This is a genomic window from Salmonella sp. SJTUF15591, from assembly GCF_043356435.1.
GTDB lineage: Bacteria > Pseudomonadota > Gammaproteobacteria > Enterobacterales > Enterobacteriaceae > Salmonella > Salmonella enterica.
This window is the reverse complement of sequence record NZ_JBEUJO010000006.1, coordinates 102,056-120,117: the sequence shown is the minus strand read 5'-3', so window position 1 is coordinate 120,117 and position 18,062 is coordinate 102,056. Positions and strand designations below refer to the sequence as shown.

General features: G+C 54.0%; 23 protein-coding genes. 19 read left to right on the top strand and 4 right to left on the bottom strand.

The features are described 5' to 3' along the window. Positions 1 to 21 precede the first annotated feature (21 nt). The 3 genes from yedE to ABVM99_RS15325 all read left to right on the top strand — a co-directional run bounded on the left by yedE (position 22) and on the right by ABVM99_RS15325 (position 2,108). Positions 22 to 1,227, top strand: a complete 1,206-nt coding sequence (gene yedE / locus ABVM99_RS15335) for a selenium metabolism membrane protein YedE/FdhT (RefSeq protein ID WP_001519382.1) — start codon at positions 22 to 24, stop codon at positions 1,225 to 1,227. After that, the gene (gene yedF, locus ABVM99_RS15330; RefSeq protein WP_000790504.1) at positions 1,224 to 1,457 is read left to right on the top strand and encodes a sulfurtransferase-like selenium metabolism protein YedF; all 234 of its coding nucleotides are present in this window, start codon (positions 1,224 to 1,226) and stop codon (positions 1,455 to 1,457) included. The genes yedE and yedF overlap by 4 nt, the downstream gene beginning before the upstream one ends. A gap of 264 nt (positions 1,458 to 1,721) precedes the next feature. Further along, positions 1,722 to 2,108 carry a hypothetical protein gene (locus tag ABVM99_RS15325; RefSeq protein WP_000639596.1) on the top strand — a complete coding sequence of 129 codons (387 nt, stop codon included), beginning with the start codon at positions 1,722 to 1,724 and terminating at the stop codon, positions 2,106 to 2,108. A gap of 119 nt (positions 2,109 to 2,227) precedes the next feature. Here the strand turns inward: ABVM99_RS15325 and fliE are convergent, their stop codons facing one another. Then, positions 2,228 to 2,542: a flagellar hook-basal body complex protein FliE gene (fliE, locus tag ABVM99_RS15320; RefSeq protein WP_000719039.1), complete on the bottom strand. Its 315-nt coding sequence runs from the start codon at positions 2,540 to 2,542 to the stop codon at positions 2,228 to 2,230. 216 nt (positions 2,543 to 2,758) lie between these two features. Between fliE and fliF the strand changes: the two genes are divergently transcribed. The 14 genes from fliF to rcsA all read left to right on the top strand — a co-directional run bounded on the left by fliF (position 2,759) and on the right by rcsA (position 14,276). Further along, on the top strand, positions 2,759 to 4,441 hold the full coding sequence (fliF, locus tag ABVM99_RS15315; RefSeq protein WP_001276833.1) for a flagellar basal-body MS-ring/collar protein FliF: 1,683 nt from the start codon (positions 2,759 to 2,761) through the stop codon (positions 4,439 to 4,441). Next, complete coding sequence (gene fliG / locus ABVM99_RS15310; protein ID WP_000067735.1) at positions 4,434 to 5,429, top strand: flagellar motor switch protein FliG; 996 nt, start codon at positions 4,434 to 4,436, stop codon at positions 5,427 to 5,429. The genes fliF and fliG overlap by 8 nt, the downstream gene beginning before the upstream one ends. Then, positions 5,422 to 6,129: a flagellar assembly protein FliH gene (fliH, locus tag ABVM99_RS15305; RefSeq protein ID WP_000064158.1), complete on the top strand. Its 708-nt coding sequence runs from the start codon at positions 5,422 to 5,424 to the stop codon at positions 6,127 to 6,129. Before fliG ends, fliH begins: the two co-directional genes overlap by 8 nt. After that, entirely contained in the window at positions 6,129 to 7,499 is a 1,371-nt protein-coding gene (gene fliI / locus ABVM99_RS15300) for a flagellar protein export ATPase FliI (protein ID WP_000213257.1), read from the top strand. Before fliH ends, fliI begins: the two co-directional genes overlap by 1 nt. Positions 7,500 to 7,520: 21 nt before the next feature. After that, entirely contained in the window at positions 7,521 to 7,964 is a 444-nt protein-coding gene (fliJ, locus tag ABVM99_RS15295) for a flagellar export protein FliJ (protein ID WP_000046981.1), read from the top strand. Continuing rightward, the gene (gene fliK / locus ABVM99_RS15290; protein WP_023194751.1) at positions 7,961 to 9,184 is read left to right on the top strand and encodes a flagellar hook length control protein FliK; all 1,224 of its coding nucleotides are present in this window, start codon (positions 7,961 to 7,963) and stop codon (positions 9,182 to 9,184) included. Before fliJ ends, fliK begins: the two co-directional genes overlap by 4 nt. A 104-nt stretch (positions 9,185 to 9,288) precedes the next feature. Continuing rightward, a complete protein-coding gene (gene fliL / locus ABVM99_RS15285) occupies positions 9,289 to 9,756 on the top strand; it encodes a flagellar basal body-associated protein FliL (RefSeq protein WP_000132169.1) in 468 nt (155 codons plus the stop codon). Positions 9,757 to 9,760: 4 nt separating this feature from the next. After that, positions 9,761 to 10,765, top strand: coding sequence for a flagellar motor switch protein FliM (gene fliM, locus ABVM99_RS15280; RefSeq protein ID WP_000502811.1), 1,005 nt, complete (start codon positions 9,761 to 9,763; stop codon positions 10,763 to 10,765). Further along, the gene (gene fliN, locus ABVM99_RS15275) at positions 10,762 to 11,175 is read left to right on the top strand and encodes a flagellar motor switch protein FliN (protein WP_001282115.1); all 414 of its coding nucleotides are present in this window, start codon (positions 10,762 to 10,764) and stop codon (positions 11,173 to 11,175) included. The genes fliM and fliN overlap by 4 nt, the downstream gene beginning before the upstream one ends. Next, positions 11,175 to 11,552 carry a flagellar biosynthetic protein FliO gene (gene fliO / locus ABVM99_RS15270; RefSeq protein ID WP_000978276.1) on the top strand — a complete coding sequence of 126 codons (378 nt, stop codon included), beginning with the start codon at positions 11,175 to 11,177 and terminating at the stop codon, positions 11,550 to 11,552. The genes fliN and fliO overlap by 1 nt, the downstream gene beginning before the upstream one ends. After that, on the top strand, positions 11,552 to 12,289 hold the full coding sequence (fliP, locus tag ABVM99_RS15265; protein WP_001253411.1) for a flagellar type III secretion system pore protein FliP: 738 nt from the start codon (positions 11,552 to 11,554) through the stop codon (positions 12,287 to 12,289). Before fliO ends, fliP begins: the two co-directional genes overlap by 1 nt. Before the next feature lie 9 nt (positions 12,290 to 12,298). Beyond that, complete coding sequence (fliQ, locus tag ABVM99_RS15260; RefSeq protein WP_000187355.1) at positions 12,299 to 12,568, top strand: flagellar biosynthesis protein FliQ; 270 nt, start codon at positions 12,299 to 12,301, stop codon at positions 12,566 to 12,568. Positions 12,569 to 12,576: 8 nt separating this feature from the next. Further along, positions 12,577 to 13,371, top strand: coding sequence for a flagellar biosynthetic protein FliR (gene fliR / locus ABVM99_RS15255; protein WP_000616953.1), 795 nt, complete (start codon positions 12,577 to 12,579; stop codon positions 13,369 to 13,371). Positions 13,372 to 13,652: 281 nt separating this feature from the next. Beyond that, positions 13,653 to 14,276, top strand: a complete 624-nt coding sequence (gene rcsA / locus ABVM99_RS15250) for a transcriptional regulator RcsA (protein ID WP_000103971.1) — start codon at positions 13,653 to 13,655, stop codon at positions 14,274 to 14,276. Positions 14,277 to 14,314: 38 nt separating this feature from the next. Here the strand turns inward: rcsA and dsrB are convergent, their stop codons facing one another. After that, positions 14,315 to 14,509 (bottom strand): protein DsrB, encoded by a 195-nt coding sequence (gene dsrB, locus ABVM99_RS15245; protein ID WP_000867218.1) that lies wholly within the window; start codon positions 14,507 to 14,509, stop codon positions 14,315 to 14,317. 128 nt (positions 14,510 to 14,637) lie between these two features. Here dsrB and yodD point away from each other — a divergent pair, with 128 nt between their 5' ends. Both yodD and ABVM99_RS15235 read left to right on the top strand, forming a co-directional pair. Beyond that, positions 14,638 to 14,865 carry a YodD family peroxide/acid resistance protein gene (yodD, locus tag ABVM99_RS15240; RefSeq protein ID WP_000844798.1) on the top strand — a complete coding sequence of 76 codons (228 nt, stop codon included), beginning with the start codon at positions 14,638 to 14,640 and terminating at the stop codon, positions 14,863 to 14,865. 309 nt (positions 14,866 to 15,174) lie between these two features. Then, positions 15,175 to 15,990 carry a mannosyl-3-phosphoglycerate phosphatase-related protein gene (locus ABVM99_RS15235; protein WP_023195182.1) on the top strand — a complete coding sequence of 272 codons (816 nt, stop codon included), beginning with the start codon at positions 15,175 to 15,177 and terminating at the stop codon, positions 15,988 to 15,990. Here the strand turns inward: ABVM99_RS15235 and dgcQ are convergent. Both dgcQ and ABVM99_RS15225 read right to left on the bottom strand, forming a co-directional pair. Further along, positions 15,969 to 17,681, bottom strand: coding sequence for a cellulose biosynthesis regulator diguanylate cyclase DgcQ (dgcQ, locus tag ABVM99_RS15230; protein WP_001119828.1), 1,713 nt, complete (start codon positions 17,679 to 17,681; stop codon positions 15,969 to 15,971). The genes ABVM99_RS15235 and dgcQ overlap by 22 nt on opposite strands. Positions 17,682 to 17,845: 164 nt before the next feature. After that, complete coding sequence (locus tag ABVM99_RS15225; protein WP_001521741.1) at positions 17,846 to 18,031, bottom strand: YodC family protein; 186 nt, start codon at positions 18,029 to 18,031, stop codon at positions 17,846 to 17,848. Between the last annotated feature and the right edge of the window lie 31 nt (positions 18,032 to 18,062).

Below are 18,062 nucleotides of genomic sequence, written 5' to 3'. Positions count from 1 at the left end.
CTGAGTTCAGAGGCTAAACACATGTCATGGCAACACTTCAAGCAAACCTGGTTAATTAAATTCTGGGCGCCGGCCCCTGCGGTGATCGCAGCCGGTATTCTCTCTACCTACTATTTTGGCATCACCGGCACGTTTTGGGCCGTGACGGGCGAATTTACCCGCTGGGGCGGGCAAATTTTGCAGCTTTTTGGCGTTCATGCCGAACAGTGGGGCTACTACAAGCTGATTCATCTGGAAGGTACGCCGCTGACGCGTATCGACGGCATGATGATCCTCGGCATGTTCGGCGGCTGTTTCGCCGCGGCGCTGTGGGCCAACAACGTAAAACTGCGTATGCCGCGCAGTCGAATCCGTATCGTACAGGCGGTGGTCGGAGGCATGATCGCTGGCTTCGGCGCGCGTCTGGCGATGGGGTGTAACCTGGCCGCCTTTTTTACCGGGATCCCGCAGTTCTCCCTACACGCGTGGTTCTTTGCGCTGGCGACCGCTATCGGCTCCTGGTTCGGCGCCCGCTTTACGTTGCTGCCGATATTTCGCATACCGGTGAAAATGCAAAAGGTCTCCGCGGCTTCGCCACTGACGCAGAAACCGGATCAGGCAAGACGGCGTTTCAGGCTCGGTATGCTGGTCTTTATCGGCATGATTGGCTGGGCGTTATTAACGGCAATGCATCAGCCGAAACTGGGGCTGGCGATGCTGTTCGGCGTCGGGTTTGGGCTGCTGATCGAGCGCGCGCAAATATGCTTTACCTCGGCCTTTCGCGATCTGTGGATCTCCGGACGCGCCCATATGGCGAAAGCGATTATTTTCGGCATGGCGGTCAGCGCCATTGGTATTTTCAGCTACGTGCAGTTGGGCGTTGCACCTAAAATTATGTGGGCTGGCCCGAATGCGGTCATTGGCGGACTGCTGTTCGGTTTTGGCATCGTGCTGGCGGGCGGCTGCGAAACCGGCTGGATGTACCGCGCCGTAGAAGGCCAGGTGCATTACTGGTGGGTGGGCCTCGGCAATGTCATCGGTTCGACCATCCTGGCTTACTACTGGGATGATTTCGCGCCCGCGCTGGCGACCAGTTGGGATAAAGTTAACCTGCTGAATACCTTTGGTCCGCTGGGCGGTCTGCTGGTCACCTACCTGTTGTTATTTACCGCGCTGATGTTAATTATCGGCTGGGAAAAACGTTTTTTCCGCCGTGCGGGGCTGACGCCTGCTAAGGAATCTGTATGAAAAATATCGTCCCTGATTACCGTCTGGATATGGTTGGCGAACCTTGCCCGTACCCGGCGGTCGCCACTCTGGAAGCGATGCCGCAGCTAAAAAAAGGGGAGATCCTGGAAGTGGTGAGCGACTGTCCGCAGTCCATTAATAATATTCCACTGGATGCGCGCAATCACGGTTATACGGTGCTGGATATCCAACAGGATGGCCCGACAATTCGTTATCTGATTCAAAAATAAGCGCATACTCCCGCTGTACGTTACGGCGGGAGACCTTTTACGGCATAACCGGCAAAAATCTAAAACGCATAAAAGAAATCAGACAAGGTCGTCTTGTGCGCCGTGGCATAAATCTATTATATAACGTATACCGTTTTAATTTTGTTTGAGCCGATGAAAAACCCATGACTATTTTAAGCAAAACATAAAATAATTATTATTTTCCCTCTACGTCATAAAAGACTATCAGGTATTTATATTTTTACTCACTGACATTATCAGGTGATGATTTATTTATGCACAGCAGAAGCCAAAAAAATGATAAAAATTATTTTCATCTCCATTATTGGAGTCGTCTGTCTTGCCGCTGCCCGTTACTCACCCGTCACAGTGGTCAATGCACATCCGAGCGCCATTGCCCGCTGTCTCGCTGATAATCTGTCCCCGTATGGGTATATACTGGATCTCCATGAAACAGATATTCCAGGCATTAATAAAGAATTTACCGTGTATTATCGCAACGGCGCATATATTGCAGGAACATTCTGGATTGCAAACTCAATGACAATAGCGTCAGAACGAATAGTAGGAATGAATGGCGTCAGTAAACAGGCGTACCCTATTTTTAATAAGTCCCTGCAACAATGTGCAACCCGCTTATCAATAAAATGAGCGCGCCTCGCAAAAAACAAGCCCACATAATCACGCACTGGTTGCATGGGCGTCGCGTCCCCGTCGCTGACTTAGGTAAGCGCCCGGGAGTTCGCTGCGGATGTGTTGTCAGCCCTGGCTTAAACCTGCATGGACATGACTTCCTGATACGCGGCGACCAGCTTATTGCGCACCTGAATCCCCATTTGCATAGAGACGGACGCTTTTTGCATATCAGCCATCACGTCATTAAGCGCAATGCCCGGCTCACCCAGAGTGAATTTTTCCGCCTGAACGCGCGCCGCCGTTTGTCTGTCGCTAATACGATCCAGCGCAGCATGTAGCTGGCCGGCAAAACTCACCGTCGACTGCGAGTGTGTTTCTTGCCCGCGCGCGGCCATCGCCGTCGCCTGTAACTGGCTAATAACCCCTTCAATCCCCTGTATTGCTGCCATGTTATTCCCCTGGATGATTTTTTACGCAGCAGAGATTAACAGTTTGTCAATAAGATAAAGGCGTTAAATAACGATAAAAAACCTCGGTTTTTAGCGCATAGAAAAATTCGAAACCACAAATAATGAGACCGTCAATTTTTCGAGTTTGCTGACCCGGGAGTGAGTCTTGTTCCACTTTGCAAAAAACGCCGTCCACGATCAGTCACGAGGTGCGAGATGAGTGCGACTGCATCGACTGCAACCCAACCTAAACCTCTCGAGTGGCTTAATCGCCTACGCGCGAATCCCCGAATTCCGTTAATTGTGGCGGGTTCCGCCGCCGTGGCGATCGTCGTTGCGATGGTGCTGTGGGCCAAAACGCCCGATTACCGCACGCTATTTAGCAACCTTTCCGATCAGGACGGCGGCGCGATCGTCGCGCAGTTGACCCAGATGAATATCCCCTATCGCTTTGCCAATGGCAGCGGCGCGATTGAAGTGCCCGCCGACAAAGTGCATGAACTGCGTCTGCGTCTGGCGCAGCAGGGGCTGCCTAAAGGCGGCGCGGTAGGCTTTGAACTGCTTGATCAGGAAAAATTCGGTATCAGCCAGTTCAGCGAGCAGGTGAATTATCAGCGCGCGCTGGAAGGTGAACTGGCCCGGACGATCGAGACGCTGGGGCCGGTAAAAAGCGCCCGCGTTCACCTGGCGATGCCAAAGCCGTCGCTATTTGTGCGGGAACAAAAATCCCCTTCCGCCTCCGTCACCGTCACACTGGAACCGGGACGGGCGCTGGATGAAGGACAAATTAGCGCCGTGGTACATCTGGTTTCCAGCGCTGTCGCCGGTTTGCCGCCAGGAAACGTCACTCTGGTCGATCAATCCGGTCATCTGCTCACGCAATCCAATACCAGCGGTCGCGACCTTAATGACGCGCAATTAAAATTTGCTAATGATGTGGAAAGCCGTATCCAACGCCGTATCGAAGCCATTCTGTCGCCTATCGTCGGGAACGGTAATGTTCACGCTCAGGTAACCGCCCAGTTGGATTTTGCCAATAAAGAACAGACGGAAGAGCACTACAGCCCGAACGGCGATGCGTCGAAGGCCACCCTGCGTTCACGTCAGTTGAATATTAGCGAACAGGTAGGCGCGGGCTATCCCGGCGGCGTGCCTGGCGCGCTGTCGAACCAACCAGCGCCGCCTAACGAGGCGCCGATCGCCACGCCGCCGACCAATCAACAAAACGCGCAGAATACGCCACAAACCAGCACCAGTACCAACAGTAACAGTGCTGGCCCGCGCAGTACACAGCGTAATGAAACCAGTAACTATGAAGTGGACCGCACCATTCGTCACACCAAAATGAATGTGGGCGATATTGAGCGTCTCTCCGTGGCCGTCGTGGTGAATTACAAAACGCTGGCAGATGGCAAACCGCTGCCATTGACCGCCGATCAGATGAAACAGATCGAGGATCTAACCCGTGAAGCGATGGGTTTTTCTGATAAACGCGGCGATACGCTAAACGTGGTGAATTCACCGTTTAGCGCAGTGGATGACACCGGCGGCGAACTGCCCTTCTGGCAACAGCAGTCCTTTATCGATCAGTTGCTCGCGGCAGGTCGCTGGTTGCTGGTGCTGGTGGTGGCCTGGATTCTGTGGCGCAAAGCGGTACGTCCGCAGTTGACGCGCCGTGTTGAAGAAGCGAAAGCGGCGCAGGAACAGGCACAGGTTCGCCAGGAAACCGAAGAAGCCGTGGAAGTACGCCTTAGCAAAGACGAGCAGCTCCAGCAACGCCGGGCTAACCAGCGTCTGGGCGCCGAGGTGATGAGCCAGCGTATTCGCGAAATGTCAGACAACGATCCGCGCGTGGTGGCGCTGGTCATTCGCCAGTGGATGAGTAACGATCATGAGTAATCTTAGCGGTACCGATAAAAGCGTCATTTTGTTGATGACCATTGGCGAAGACCGGGCGGCAGAGGTGTTTAAACACCTCTCCACCCGCGAAGTACAGGCGTTAAGTACGGCGATGGCTAACGTGCGTCAGATCTCCAACAAACAACTGACGGACGTACTATCAGAGTTTGAGCAAGAAGCGGAGCAGTTCGCCGCGCTGAATATCAACGCCAACGAATACCTGCGCTCCGTACTGGTTAAAGCGTTGGGCGAAGAACGCGCCTCCAGCCTGCTGGAAGATATTCTGGAAACGCGCGATACCACCAGCGGTATCGAAACGCTCAACTTTATGGAACCGCAGAGCGCCGCCGACCTGATTCGCGACGAGCACCCGCAGATTATCGCCACCATTCTGGTCCACCTCAAACGCAGTCAGGCCGCCGATATTCTGGCGCTGTTTGACGAGCGTCTGCGTCATGATGTGATGCTGCGTATCGCGACATTTGGCGGCGTACAGCCGGCGGCGCTGGCGGAGTTGACCGAAGTGCTGAATGGCCTGCTCGACGGTCAGAACCTGAAACGCAGCAAAATGGGCGGCGTAAGAACCGCGGCGGAAATTATCAACCTGATGAAAACGCAGCAGGAAGAAGCGGTTATTACCGCTGTGCGCGAATTCGACGGCGAACTGGCGCAGAAAATCATCGACGAGATGTTCCTGTTCGAAAATCTGGTGGATGTGGACGATCGCAGTATCCAGCGTCTGTTGCAGGAAGTGGATTCCGAATCGCTGCTGATCGCTCTGAAAGGCGCCGAACCACCATTACGCGAGAAGTTCCTGCGCAATATGTCCCAGCGCGCCGCCGATATCCTGCGCGACGACCTTGCCAACCGTGGCCCGGTTCGTCTGTCTCAGGTGGAAAACGAGCAGAAAGCGATTCTGCTTATTGTGCGTCGTCTGGCGGAAACCGGCGAAATGGTGATTGGCAGCGGCGAGGATACCTATGTCTAATGAACTGCCGTGGCAAGTCTGGACCCCCGACGATCTCGCCCCGCCGCCGGAGACGTTTGTGCCGGTTGAGGCTGATAACGTGACCTTGACAGACGATACGCCGGAGCCCGAACTCACTGCCGAACAGCAGCTGGAGCAGGAGCTGGCGCAGCTAAAAATACAGGCCCATGAACAAGGTTATAACGCCGGGCTGGCGGAGGGACGGCAAAAAGGACACGCGCAGGGATATCAGGAAGGGTTAGCGCAGGGACTGGAGCAAGGACAAGCTCAGGCGCAGACGCAGCAGGCGCCGATTCATGCCCGTATGCAGCAGTTAGTGAGCGAGTTTCAGAACACGCTTGACGCGCTCGATAGCGTTATCGCCTCACGGCTGATGCAAATGGCCCTGGAGGCTGCGCGTCAGGTCATCGGCCAAACGCCGGCGGTAGACAACTCAGCGCTGATTAAACAGATCCAACAACTGTTGCAGCAAGAGCCGCTCTTTAGCGGCAAGCCGCAGTTGCGCGTGCATCCGGACGACTTACAGCGGGTGGAAGAGATGCTGGGCGCCACGCTCAGTCTTCACGGATGGCGGTTACGCGGCGATCCAACGTTGCATCACGGCGGGTGTAAAGTCTCTGCCGATGAGGGCGATCTGGACGCCAGCGTCGCTACTCGCTGGCAAGAGTTGTGTCGCCTGGCGGCGCCGGGAGTGCTCTGATGACCACGCGTCTGACCCGCTGGCTTACCGCGCTCGACAACTTTGAAGCAAAAATGGCGTTATTGCCGGCGGTGCGTCGTTATGGACGTTTAACTCGCGCCACTGGCCTGGTACTGGAGGCCACCGGTCTCCAGCTTCCGCTGGGCGCCACCTGCATTATTGAGCGCCAGGACGGCCCTGAAACCAAAGAGGTGGAATCGGAAGTCGTCGGTTTTAACGGCCAGCGTCTGTTTTTAATGCCGCTGGAAGAGGTCGAAGGCATTCTGCCCGGTGCCCGCGTTTACGCCCGTAACGGGCATGGCGACGGTCTGCAAAGCGGCAAACAGTTACCGCTCGGCCCGGCCCTGCTTGGTCGGGTGCTGGATGGCGGCGGTAAACCGCTCGACGGACTGCCTGCGCCGGATACGCTGGAAACCGGCGCGTTAATCACGCCGCCGTTTAACCCGCTACAGCGAACGCCAATCGAACATGTGTTGGATACCGGCGTACGCGCTATCAACGCGTTGTTAACCGTAGGGCGCGGTCAGCGTATGGGACTCTTTGCCGGTTCCGGCGTCGGTAAGTCGGTTCTGCTTGGCATGATGGCGCGCTACACGCGGGCGGACGTGATTGTCGTGGGACTTATCGGCGAACGTGGCCGCGAAGTTAAAGATTTTATCGAAAATATTCTCGGCCCCGACGGCCGCGCGCGTTCGGTGGTGATCGCCGCCCCGGCGGATGTTTCGCCACTGCTGCGAATGCAGGGCGCCGCCTATGCCACCCGCATCGCCGAAGACTTTCGCGATCGCGGACAGCATGTGTTGCTGATTATGGATTCGCTGACGCGCTATGCGATGGCACAGCGAGAAATTGCGCTGGCAATCGGCGAACCGCCAGCCACCAAAGGTTATCCGCCCTCGGTGTTCGCAAAGCTACCGGCGCTGGTCGAACGTGCCGGTAATGGCATCCACGGCGGCGGCTCTATCACCGCGTTTTATACCGTGTTGACCGAGGGGGACGACCAACAAGATCCCATTGCCGACTCGGCACGCGCAATCCTCGACGGGCACATTGTCTTGTCCCGCCGTCTGGCGGAGGCCGGGCACTATCCGGCCATTGATATCGAGGCGTCAATCAGCCGGGCGATGACCGCGCTCATTACCGAGCAGCACTATGCGCGGGTACGGCTATTTAAACAGTTGCTTTCCAGTTTCCAGCGTAACCGCGATCTGGTCAGCGTCGGCGCCTATGCCAAAGGTAGCGATCCGATGCTCGATAAAGCCATTACCTTATGGCCGCAACTGGAAGCGTTTTTACAGCAAGGCATTTTTGAACGGGCCGACTGGGAGGACTCTCTGCAGGCGCTCGATTTAATTTTCCCGACGGTGTGATAAAGCAGGAGGGCGACGATCATGGCACAACATGGCGCTCTGGAAACACTCAAAGATCTGGCCGAAAAAGAGGTAGATGACGCGGCGCGTTTACTGGGCGAAATGCGTCGCGGCTGCCAACAGGCGGAAGAACAGCTCAAAATGCTGATCGATTATCAGAATGAGTATCGCAGTAATTTGAACACCGATATGGGCAACGGCATCGCCAGTAATCGCTGGATCAACTATCAGCAGTTTATTCAGACACTGGAAAAGGCGATAGAGCAGCATCGCCTCCAGCTTACGCAGTGGACGCAAAAAGTCGACCTGGCGCTGAAGAGCTGGCGTGAGAAAAAGCAGCGACTTCAGGCCTGGCAAACCTTACAGGACCGACAAACCGCGGCAGCGCTGTTAGCTGAAAACCGCATGGATCAGAAAAAGATGGATGAATTTGCTCAGCGTGCAGCAATGAGGAAACCCGAATGATCACCCTGCCCCAATTGATCACCACCGATACCGACATGACCACGGGTCTGACGTCAGGAAAAACCACCGGTTCAGCCGAGGACTTTCTGGCGCTCCTGGCGGGCGCGTTAGGCGCAGACGGCGCACAGGGCAAAGACGCCCGCATCACGCTGGCCGATTTACAGGCGGCAGGCGGCAAATTATCGAAAGGGTTACTGACCCAACATGGCGAGCCGGGCCAGGCGGTGAAGCTTGCCGACCTGCTGGCGCAAAAAGCGAATGCGACGGATGAAACGCTTACCGATCTAACACAAGCGCAGCATCTACTGTCTACGCTAACGCCATCGTTGAAAACCAGCGCTCTGGCCGCACTGAGTAAGACGGCGCAGCATGATGAGAAAACGCCCGCGCTGAGCGATGAGGATCTTGCCAGTCTGAGCGCCTTATTCGCCATGCTGCCCGGACAACCTGTCGCGACGCCTGTCGCCGGAGAGACGCCGGCTGAAAATCACATCGCCTTGCCGTCACTGTTGCGCGGCGACATGCCATCGGCGCCGCAGGAAGAGACACATACGCTCTCTTTTAGCGAGCATGAAAAAGGGAAAACCGAGGCGTCGCTTGCGCGCGCCAGCGACGATCGCGCCACGGGTCCAGCACTGACGCCGCTGGTGGTCGCTGCCGCCGCGACCAGCGCGAAAGTGGAGGTGGATAGCCCGTCCGCGCCAGTAACGCATGGCGCGGCAATGCCGACGCTCAGCAGCGCCACGGCGCAACCGCAACCGCTACCTGTCGCCTCAGCCCCGGTACTCAGCGCGCCGTTAGGCAGCCATGAATGGCAGCAAACGTTCAGTCAGCAGGTCATGTTATTTACGCGTCAGGGACAGCAAAGCGCGCAGCTTCGATTGCACCCGGAAGAGTTAGGTCAGGTGCATATTTCGCTCAAGCTGGATGACAATCAGGCGCAGCTCCAGATGGTATCGCCGCACAGCCATGTTCGCGCCGCGCTGGAAGCCGCTCTGCCCATGTTGCGCACCCAGTTGGCGGAAAGCGGCATTCAGTTGGGACAAAGCAGCATCAGTAGCGAAAGCTTTGCCGGACAGCAGCAGTCTTCATCGCAACAACAGTCTTCCCGCGCCCAACACACGGACGCGTTTGGCGCTGAAGATGACATAGCGTTAGCGGCGCCGGCCTCGCTTCAGGCCGCCGCGCGCGGCAATGGCGCAGTGGATATCTTCGCCTAACGCCAGAGGTAGCATGATTATCCGCGTCTTTTCCACGCTTTGTCGTGGACAGGACACGGGATAATCAGCCAATAAGCAGTACCGAAACAGGAAGCCCGTATCAGATGACTGACTCCGCGATTAACAAAAAGAGCAAACGCTCGATTTGGATACCTTTGCTGGTGTTGATTACCCTCGCCGCCTGCGCGACCGCCGGTTATAGCTACTGGCGTATGCAGCAGCAACCGACCACGAACGCTAAAGCGGAACCGGCTCCACCGCCCGCGCCGGTATTTTTTGCGCTGGATACGTTTACCGTCAATCTGGGCGATGCGGATCGCGTGTTGTATATCGGCGTGACCCTGCGTCTGAAAGACGAAGCGACGCGCGCGCGATTAAATGAATATCTGCCGGAAGTGCGCAGCCGTCTGCTGTTGTTATTTTCCCGTCAGAATGCCGCCGAGCTCTCAACAGAAGCTGGCAAACAAAAACTGATTGCCGCCATTAAAGAGACGCTGGCCGCGCCGCTCGTTGCCGGACAACCAAAACAGGTCGTCACTGACGTGCTTTATACAGCTTTTATTCTGCGGTAACGATATGGGCGATAGTATTCTTTCTCAGGCTGAAATCGACGCGCTGTTGAACGGCGACAGCGACACCAAAGACGAACCCACTCCCGGTATCGCAAGCGATAGCGATATTCGCCCTTACGATCCCAATACCCAGCGTCGCGTCGTGCGTGAACGCTTGCAGGCGCTGGAGATTATTAACGAGCGTTTCGCACGCCAGTTCCGGATGGGATTATTTAACCTGCTGCGCCGCAGCCCGGATATTACCGTGGGCGCCATACGTATTCAGCCGTATCACGAATTTGCGCGTAACCTGCCGGTACCGACCAACCTGAACCTGATCCACCTGAAGCCGCTACGCGGCACCGGGCTGGTGGTGTTCTCGCCGAGTCTGGTGTTTATTGCCGTCGATAACCTGTTCGGCGGCGACGGTCGTTTTCCGACCAAAGTCGAGGGCCGCGAGTTTACCCATACGGAACAGCGGGTCATCAACCGTATGCTGAAACTGGCGCTGGAAGGCTATAGCGACGCATGGAAAGCCATTAATCCGCTGGAAGTGGAGTATGTGCGTTCCGAAATGCAGGTGAAATTTACCAATATCACCACCTCGCCGAACGATATCGTCGTCAATACGCCGTTTCATGTGGAGATCGGCAATCTGACCGGTGAATTTAACATCTGTCTGCCATTTAGCATGATCGAGCCGCTGCGTGAGCTGCTGGTGAATCCGCCGCTGGAAAACTCGCGCCATGAAGATCAGAACTGGCGTGATAACCTGGTACGCCAGGTTCAGCACTCTGAACTGGAGCTGGTGGCCAATTTTGCCGATATTCCGTTACGTCTTTCCCAGATTTTGAAGCTGAAACCCGGCGATGTACTGCCGATTGAAAAACCCGACCGCATTATTGCTCATGTGGACGGCGTTCCGGTACTCACCAGCCAATATGGCACCGTAAACGGACAGTATGCGCTACGCGTAGAACATTTGATCAACCCAATTTTGAATTCGCTGAATGAGGAACAGCCCAAATGAGTGACATGAATAATCCGTCCGATGAGAATACTGGCGCATTGGATGATCTGTGGGCTGACGCGTTAAACGAGCAAAAAGCGACCACCACTAAAAGCGCCGCCGACGCGGTTTTCCAACAGCTTGGCGGCGGCGATGTCAGCGGTGCTATGCAGGATATCGATCTGATTATGGATATCCCGGTCAAACTGACCGTAGAGCTGGGCCGCACGCGAATGACCATTAAAGAACTGCTGCGTCTGACGCAGGGGTCGGTCGTCGCGCTGGACGGGCTGGCGGGCGAGCCGCTGGATATCCTGATTAATGGCTACCTGATTGCCCAGGGTGAAGTGGTCGTCGTGGCGGATAAATACGGCGTACGTATCACCGATATTATTACGCCATCCGAGCGTATGCGTCGTTTGAGTCGTTAATGATGAAGACAGAGGCCACGGTTTCTCAGCCCACCGCGCCAGCCGGATCGCCGCTCATGCAGGTGAGCGGCGCATTAATTGGCATTATTGCGCTCATTCTGGCGGCGGCCTGGGTGATTAAGCGTATGGGATTCGCGCCAAAAGGAAATAGCGTCCGGGGACTCAAGGTGTCAGCCAGCGCCTCGCTTGGCCCGCGCGAACGCGTGGTGATTGTCGAGGTCGAAAATGCGCGCCTGGTACTGGGCGTGACCGCCTCGCAGATCAACCTGCTGCACACCCTACCGCCCGCGGAGAATGACACGGAAGCACCCGTTGCCCCACCGGCGGATTTCCAGAACATGATGAAGAGCTTACTCAAGCGTTCCGGGAGATCCTGATGCGCCGTTTGTTATTCCTTTCTCTGGCGGGTCTGTGGCTTTTTAGTCCCGCCGCTGCTGCGCAACTGCCGGGGCTTATCAGCCAACCATTAGCGGGCGGAGGCCAAAGCTGGTCATTATCCGTCCAGACGCTGGTTTTTATCACCTCGCTGACGTTTCTGCCGGCGATTTTACTGATGATGACGAGCTTCACGCGTATCATCATTGTTTTTGGCCTGTTGCGTAACGCGCTGGGCACGCCCTCGGCACCGCCAAATCAGGTGTTACTCGGACTGGCGTTGTTTTTGACCTTTTTTATTATGTCGCCCGTCATTGACAAGATTTACGTGGACGCTTACCAGCCGTTTAGCGAGCAGAAAATTTCTATGCAGGAAGCGCTGGATAAAGGCGCGCAACCGTTACGCGCGTTCATGCTGCGCCAAACCCGCGAAGCCGATCTGGCGCTGTTTGCCCGTCTGGCCAATAGCGGTCCGTTACAGGGACCGGAAGCAGTACCGATGCGTATCCTCCTGCCCGCTTATGTCACCAGCGAATTAAAGACGGCATTTCAGATCGGTTTTACGATTTTCATCCCTTTTTTGATTATCGACCTGGTGATCGCCAGCGTATTGATGGCGTTAGGGATGATGATGGTGCCGCCAGCGACAATCGCCCTACCGTTTAAGCTGATGCTGTTTGTGCTGGTCGATGGTTGGCAATTGCTTGTGGGGTCGCTGGCCCAAAGCTTTTACAGTTAGAGGCGCAAAATGACTCCTGAATCCGTCATGATGATGGGCACCGAGGCGATGAAAGTCGCTCTCGCCCTGGCTGCGCCGCTGTTACTCGTCGCGCTGATTACCGGCCTCATTATCAGCATCTTACAGGCCGCGACTCAGATTAATGAAATGACGCTGTCGTTTATCCCTAAAATCGTCGCGGTATTCATCGCAATTATCGTTGCCGGCCCGTGGATGCTCAACCTGCTGCTGGATTACGTGCGCACTCTGTTCAGCAATTTACCTTATATCATCGGATAAACAGAACGATGATTCAGGTTACAAGCGAGCAATGGCTATACTGGCTGCATCTCTATTTCTGGCCTTTGCTGCGCGTACTGGCGCTGATTTCAACGGCGCCCATTCTCAGTGAGCGCGCTATTCCCAAGCGGGTAAAACTGGGGTTGGGAATAATGATTACCCTCGTTATCGCGCCGTCGCTACCGGCAAACGATACGCCACTTTTTTCTATTGCCGCCTTATGGCTGGCGATGCAACAAATTCTGATCGGTATTGCGCTGGGATTTACCATGCAATTCGCCTTTGCGGCGGTGCGTACCGCAGGCGAGTTTATCGGTCTGCAAATGGGGCTTTCCTTTGCCACCTTCGTCGACCCGGGCAGCCACCTGAATATGCCGGTTCTGGCGCGTATTATGGATATGCTCGCCATGCTACTGTTTCTCACCTTTAATGGCCATTTGTGGCTTATTTCGCTGCTGGTCGATACCTTCCATACTCTGCCCATCGGTAGTAACCCGGTGAACAGTAATGCATTTATGGCGCTCGCCAGGGCCGGTGGGCTCATTTTCTTAAACGGACTGATGCTGGCATTGCCGGTCATTACCCTCCTGCTTACGCTCAACCTGGCGCTGGGGCTATTAAACCGCATGGCGCCGCAGCTCTCGATATTTGTTATCGGTTTCCCGCTTACCCTCACCGTCGGCATTATGCTGATGGCCGCGCTAATGCCATTAATTGCGCCGTTTTGCGAACATTTATTCAGCGAAATTTTCAATTTGCTTGCTGATATTGTTAGCGAGATGCCGATAAATAATAACCCATAATTTTTATCCTGTTTTACTAAGGTTTATCCGAAAATAAATTTTAAAAAACATTCACCAGGATATATCCGCTGCCCCTTATTTGTTTTTACTTCACTCACATAACGCAACATTCACTTTACTTTAAGATGATTCCTGGCAAATTATATGTAACTTTACGGGATAGTAAGTTCGCCTGAAAAACCGCGTAAGCGTTGTCTAAGGTGACTATTCGTGTTCCGTCTGATTATGGTGAGTTATTCAGGTAAGGGGAATTATCGTTACGCATTGAGTGAGGGTATGCCATGTCAACGATTATTATGGATTTATGCAGTTACACCCGGCTAGGGTTAAGCGGGTATCTGGTCAGCAGAGGGGTGAAAAAAAGGGAAATCAACGACATCGAAACCGTTGACGAACTCGCTATCGCTTGTGGCGCGCATCAGCCTTCGGTGGTGTTTATTAATGAGGACTGTTTCATTCATACGCCTTCAGACAGTCAACAAATAAAGCAAATCATTAATCAACATCCTGACACGTTATTTATTGTTTTTATGGCAATTGCTAATGTGCATTTTGATGAATATTTATTAGTAAGAAAAAACTTATTGATTAGCTCGAAATCGATTAAACCTGACTCGCTGGATACCATTCTTGGCGATATTCTGAAAAAAGAGTCGGGTATTTCAGGAACCATAAATTTACCAACATTATCGTTAAGTCGAACTGAATCCAGCATGTTGCGAATGTGGATGGAAGGTCAGGGAACCATTCAGATTTCTGACAGAATGAATATTAAAGCAAAAACAGTATCCTCCCATAAGGGGAATATAAAAAGAAAGATAAAAACGCATAATAAACAAGTGATCTATCACGTAGTGCGGCTGACAGATAACGTCACTAACGGCATTTTTGTTAACATGCGCTGAGACATCCGGACTGGCAATGTACCTCCAGTCCGGCTCAATTAGTCCTGCTCCGCCTTCTCGACAAAAATACCATCCTGGTGACCTGACTCATTGAAGAACCAGATGCCGAGCGGGTAATCCTCCAGCGAAACCAGGTACATTGTGCCTTCACTAAATTCTTCCACTGCCAGTACCACGCCCGGTCGGCGGGGACCGCCGTCCGTTTTAACGGTTACCCGATCATTCACCTTCATCATTTTCCTCCTGTCGCTTTGTGCCAGTGTAGAACAATTTTCTGCGTCTGACAGCGCCTTGCCGGCGTGTTTGCTGGTTTTCTCAACGGTCTATACTTAGGCTGTCAGGAACCCGTGAGGTAGTGAAGATGAAAACGGCAAAAGAGTACAGTGATACGGCCAAGCGCGAAGTGAGCGTCGATGTAGATGCGCTACTGGCGGCCATCAATGAAATCAGCGAAAGCGAGGTTCACCGTAGCCAGGAAGATCCTGAGCGGGTGAGCGTAGACGGACGGGAATATCATACATGGCATGAATTAGCTGAAGCATTCGAGCTGGATATTCATGATTTTAGTGTAACAGAAGTAAACCGTTAAAAATGGCCGAAAAAAATCCCGGCCCTACGGGTCGGGATCAAACTTGCTTATGCAAGAAGCACTTGAAAATTCGTTACACCAGGAAATCTGATGTGAGATTTACCTTATCTGCAATTTTTTTGCATGACAAGTAAATATTTTTTACATGAATGATTAAGCGCGCTAATAGTTCGGTAGCAAAAGTGTGACAACGCATGTGCTGCCTGGAAGCGACGGGATCGGTTCCAGTTAGCGTTCGACTTCTTTCGGGTGTGCTTTAGGACTTTTCCTGGAAATAAGCCCGCCGTTGCAACGGAAAATGAGGAAAAAATGCTCTCAATCCATGACCCCTTGCTGATTTTTACCGATCTGGACGGCACATTGCTGAACAGCCACACTTTTGAGTGGCAGCCCGCGGCTCCCTGGCTTACACGCCTGCATGAAAGCGGCGTGCCCGTGATCCTCTGTAGCAGTAAAACCGCGGCTGAAATGCTTCAGCTCCAGACGACGTTAAATCTACAGGGACTGCCGCTAATTGCGGAAAACGGCGCGGTGATCCAACTGGACATTCACTGGGAAGACCATCCCAACTATCCCCGCCTGATAGCCGGTATTTCTCACAACGAAATCCGCCTCGTCCTGCATAAATTGCGTGAAAAGGAACAGTTTAAGTTCACCACGTTTGATGACGTTGACGATCAGGTGATAAGCGAATGGACGGGCCTAAACCGGGCACAGTCTGCCCTAACCCGTCTGCATGAAGCGTCGGTGTCGCTGATCTGGCGCGATAGCGATGAACGCATGGCGCAGTTTGTCGCCCGTTTAAATGACCTGGGACTGCAATTTGTCCATGGCGCCCGTTTCTGGCATGTGCTGGACGCCTCCGCCGGTAAAGATCAGGCTGCTAACTGGCTGATAGAAGCATATCGTCGGCAGTGGCGCGCGCGTCCTCTGACGTTGGGGTTAGGAGACGGCCCCAATGATGCGCCCTTACTGGATGTGATGGATTATGCGGTTGTCGTTAAAGGGCTAAACCGGGAGGGCGTACATTTGCGTAACGACGATCCTCAGCGCGTCTACCGTAGCCAGAACGAAGGGCCGGATGGCTGGCGCGAAGGAATGGACTATTTCTTTTCCCGCTCCTGAGTCGCGTCGCTGGCGCAAATACGGTTACGTCCGGACTGTTTGGCGTAATAAAGCCGTTTGTCGGCCAGCGACTGCAACTGCTCAAAATCATAGTCGCCGTATTCCTCCGCGCTACTGATCCCCATTGACGCGCTGATACGAAGCGTCGTGCTTTTCGTCACCAGAATCTCTTTGTCATTAATGCGCTGGCGTATGCGTTCGGCAATCTGCAGCGCCTGCGCTTTCGTCGCGCCGGGCAGCACGATACAAAACTCTTCGCCCCCTACCCGTCCGGCGATGTCGTGCGCTCGAATGGTGCTGCCAATGAGCCCAGCGGCATGGGACAACACGCGATCGCCTGCCTGATGACCAAAGCGATCGTTAACGCTTTTAAAATAATCTAAATCCAGCTGTATCACAGAAAATGGCTGGCGGGCTTCCCGGTAGCGCTTTGCCAGCCTGGACGCTTTTTCAAACAGCGCGCCACGGTTATACAGCCGGGTCAGCGGATCGTGCCATGCCTGCCATTGCAGCGAATTTTGCAGAACAAACATATTTTTGACCATATGTCGAATAACGCCCCAGGAGATCAACAGCATCGCCGTAAAAAGCACCCATAACAGCGTCAGCGCGATACTAATACTGCCAAAATTCCCTTGTATGCCTTCACGTAATGTATGCACGCGCAGCAGGACGCCATCAAAATGATCCAGCCGCTCCCAGCTTACATAATGCGTTCCTAAACGCAGCCCGCCCAGGGTATCTTTTTCTATTTCACGCGCCAGTAAGGCGCGCTCACGGTCATTTAACGTATTCGCGGTTTGTTGTTCCGGCGCGGAGTCCGTCAACAAACGGAGATGGTTATCGTATAGCTGATATTCCCCTTCAATATCCTTTTCGGCCGCATCGCGCAGGAACCGCTGTAATGACGCGACGGGAATATCCATTGCCAGTACGCCATACCAGTAATTATCGTGATCCAGCGGTAGACTGGCTGTCACTTTTTTCTGCTCGTCAGCAACATAGGGCTGTGCGGAGGTAAACCACCGCACGCCGCGCTGTGGGTTACGCCGTTGGCTTTGCTCGATAAACCAGGGCTGAGTCACGTACTGATAGTAACGGGAGACAATATCGCTACCGTACGCCGTAGGGAGAGTTGAGAGGTAAAACCCTGAGCGAGAAACATACATCGTCTCCAGCGTCAGCATGGCGGATGAGCGCGCCAGACGCGCCAGATACCCTAACTCCAGCGTGGCGGTTAATTCATTTGCCAGGTCACGACTCTCCCGCGAAAGAAGCGTCGTCCGGGCGACAAATTGATCGGAAACGCCATATAACGGCAATGTCCGCCGCTTATCCAGCTCCAGTTGCCAGAAATGTCTGACGCGTCGTTGCTCAAACTGCGTCACCGCGCTTTGCAATGCGGAAAAAGCCAGCGGCGCCACCAGCGCTTCATGCATACCGTTGCGTAAAAAGATCAACCTGTCCATGTTGAATTGCAGTTGGCGGTCAAGGACATTCGCGACGCTCCCCAGATGATTGCGCTGACTGGCGACATACGCGTCTTTCAGTATCATCACTTCCCGCCAGGTAAGTAGCGTCGAGAACAGCATCACGATCAGAAAACAGGTGTTGACGACATGACCGGGACCAAAACGCCGCGCCAGCTTTTTAAACCAGCCTTGATTATCTAACAGTGTTTCGTGCGGCACCCTGGTAACTCCTGGTTATTGATACAACTCCCCCTGATGGCTTATGGTAGCCAGACCTCATCAAGGGATACCACTCAATCCTGGCATAACCAGGTAGCAGCATGTCGCAGCGCGACGACTCTTTTTCTCCACAGCAAAACGCCCGGCATTAACCGGGCGTTTTGTCATCGGGCTTCGTCCCGCCCGCGCCTTTCCTTGCCTGGCACGAGCTCATTCTCATGGAATGCCTCCCGCTTTACGCCAAAACCATCATACCAGCGACACTCTACCATTCCGCTGGAATAACCGGTGACGATCATCCGGGGCCCACCCTCTTTCACGGTAACTTCCTCACTGACAGAAAAGACCATACCTGCCTCCTGTATCAGATGAAACGTTTTC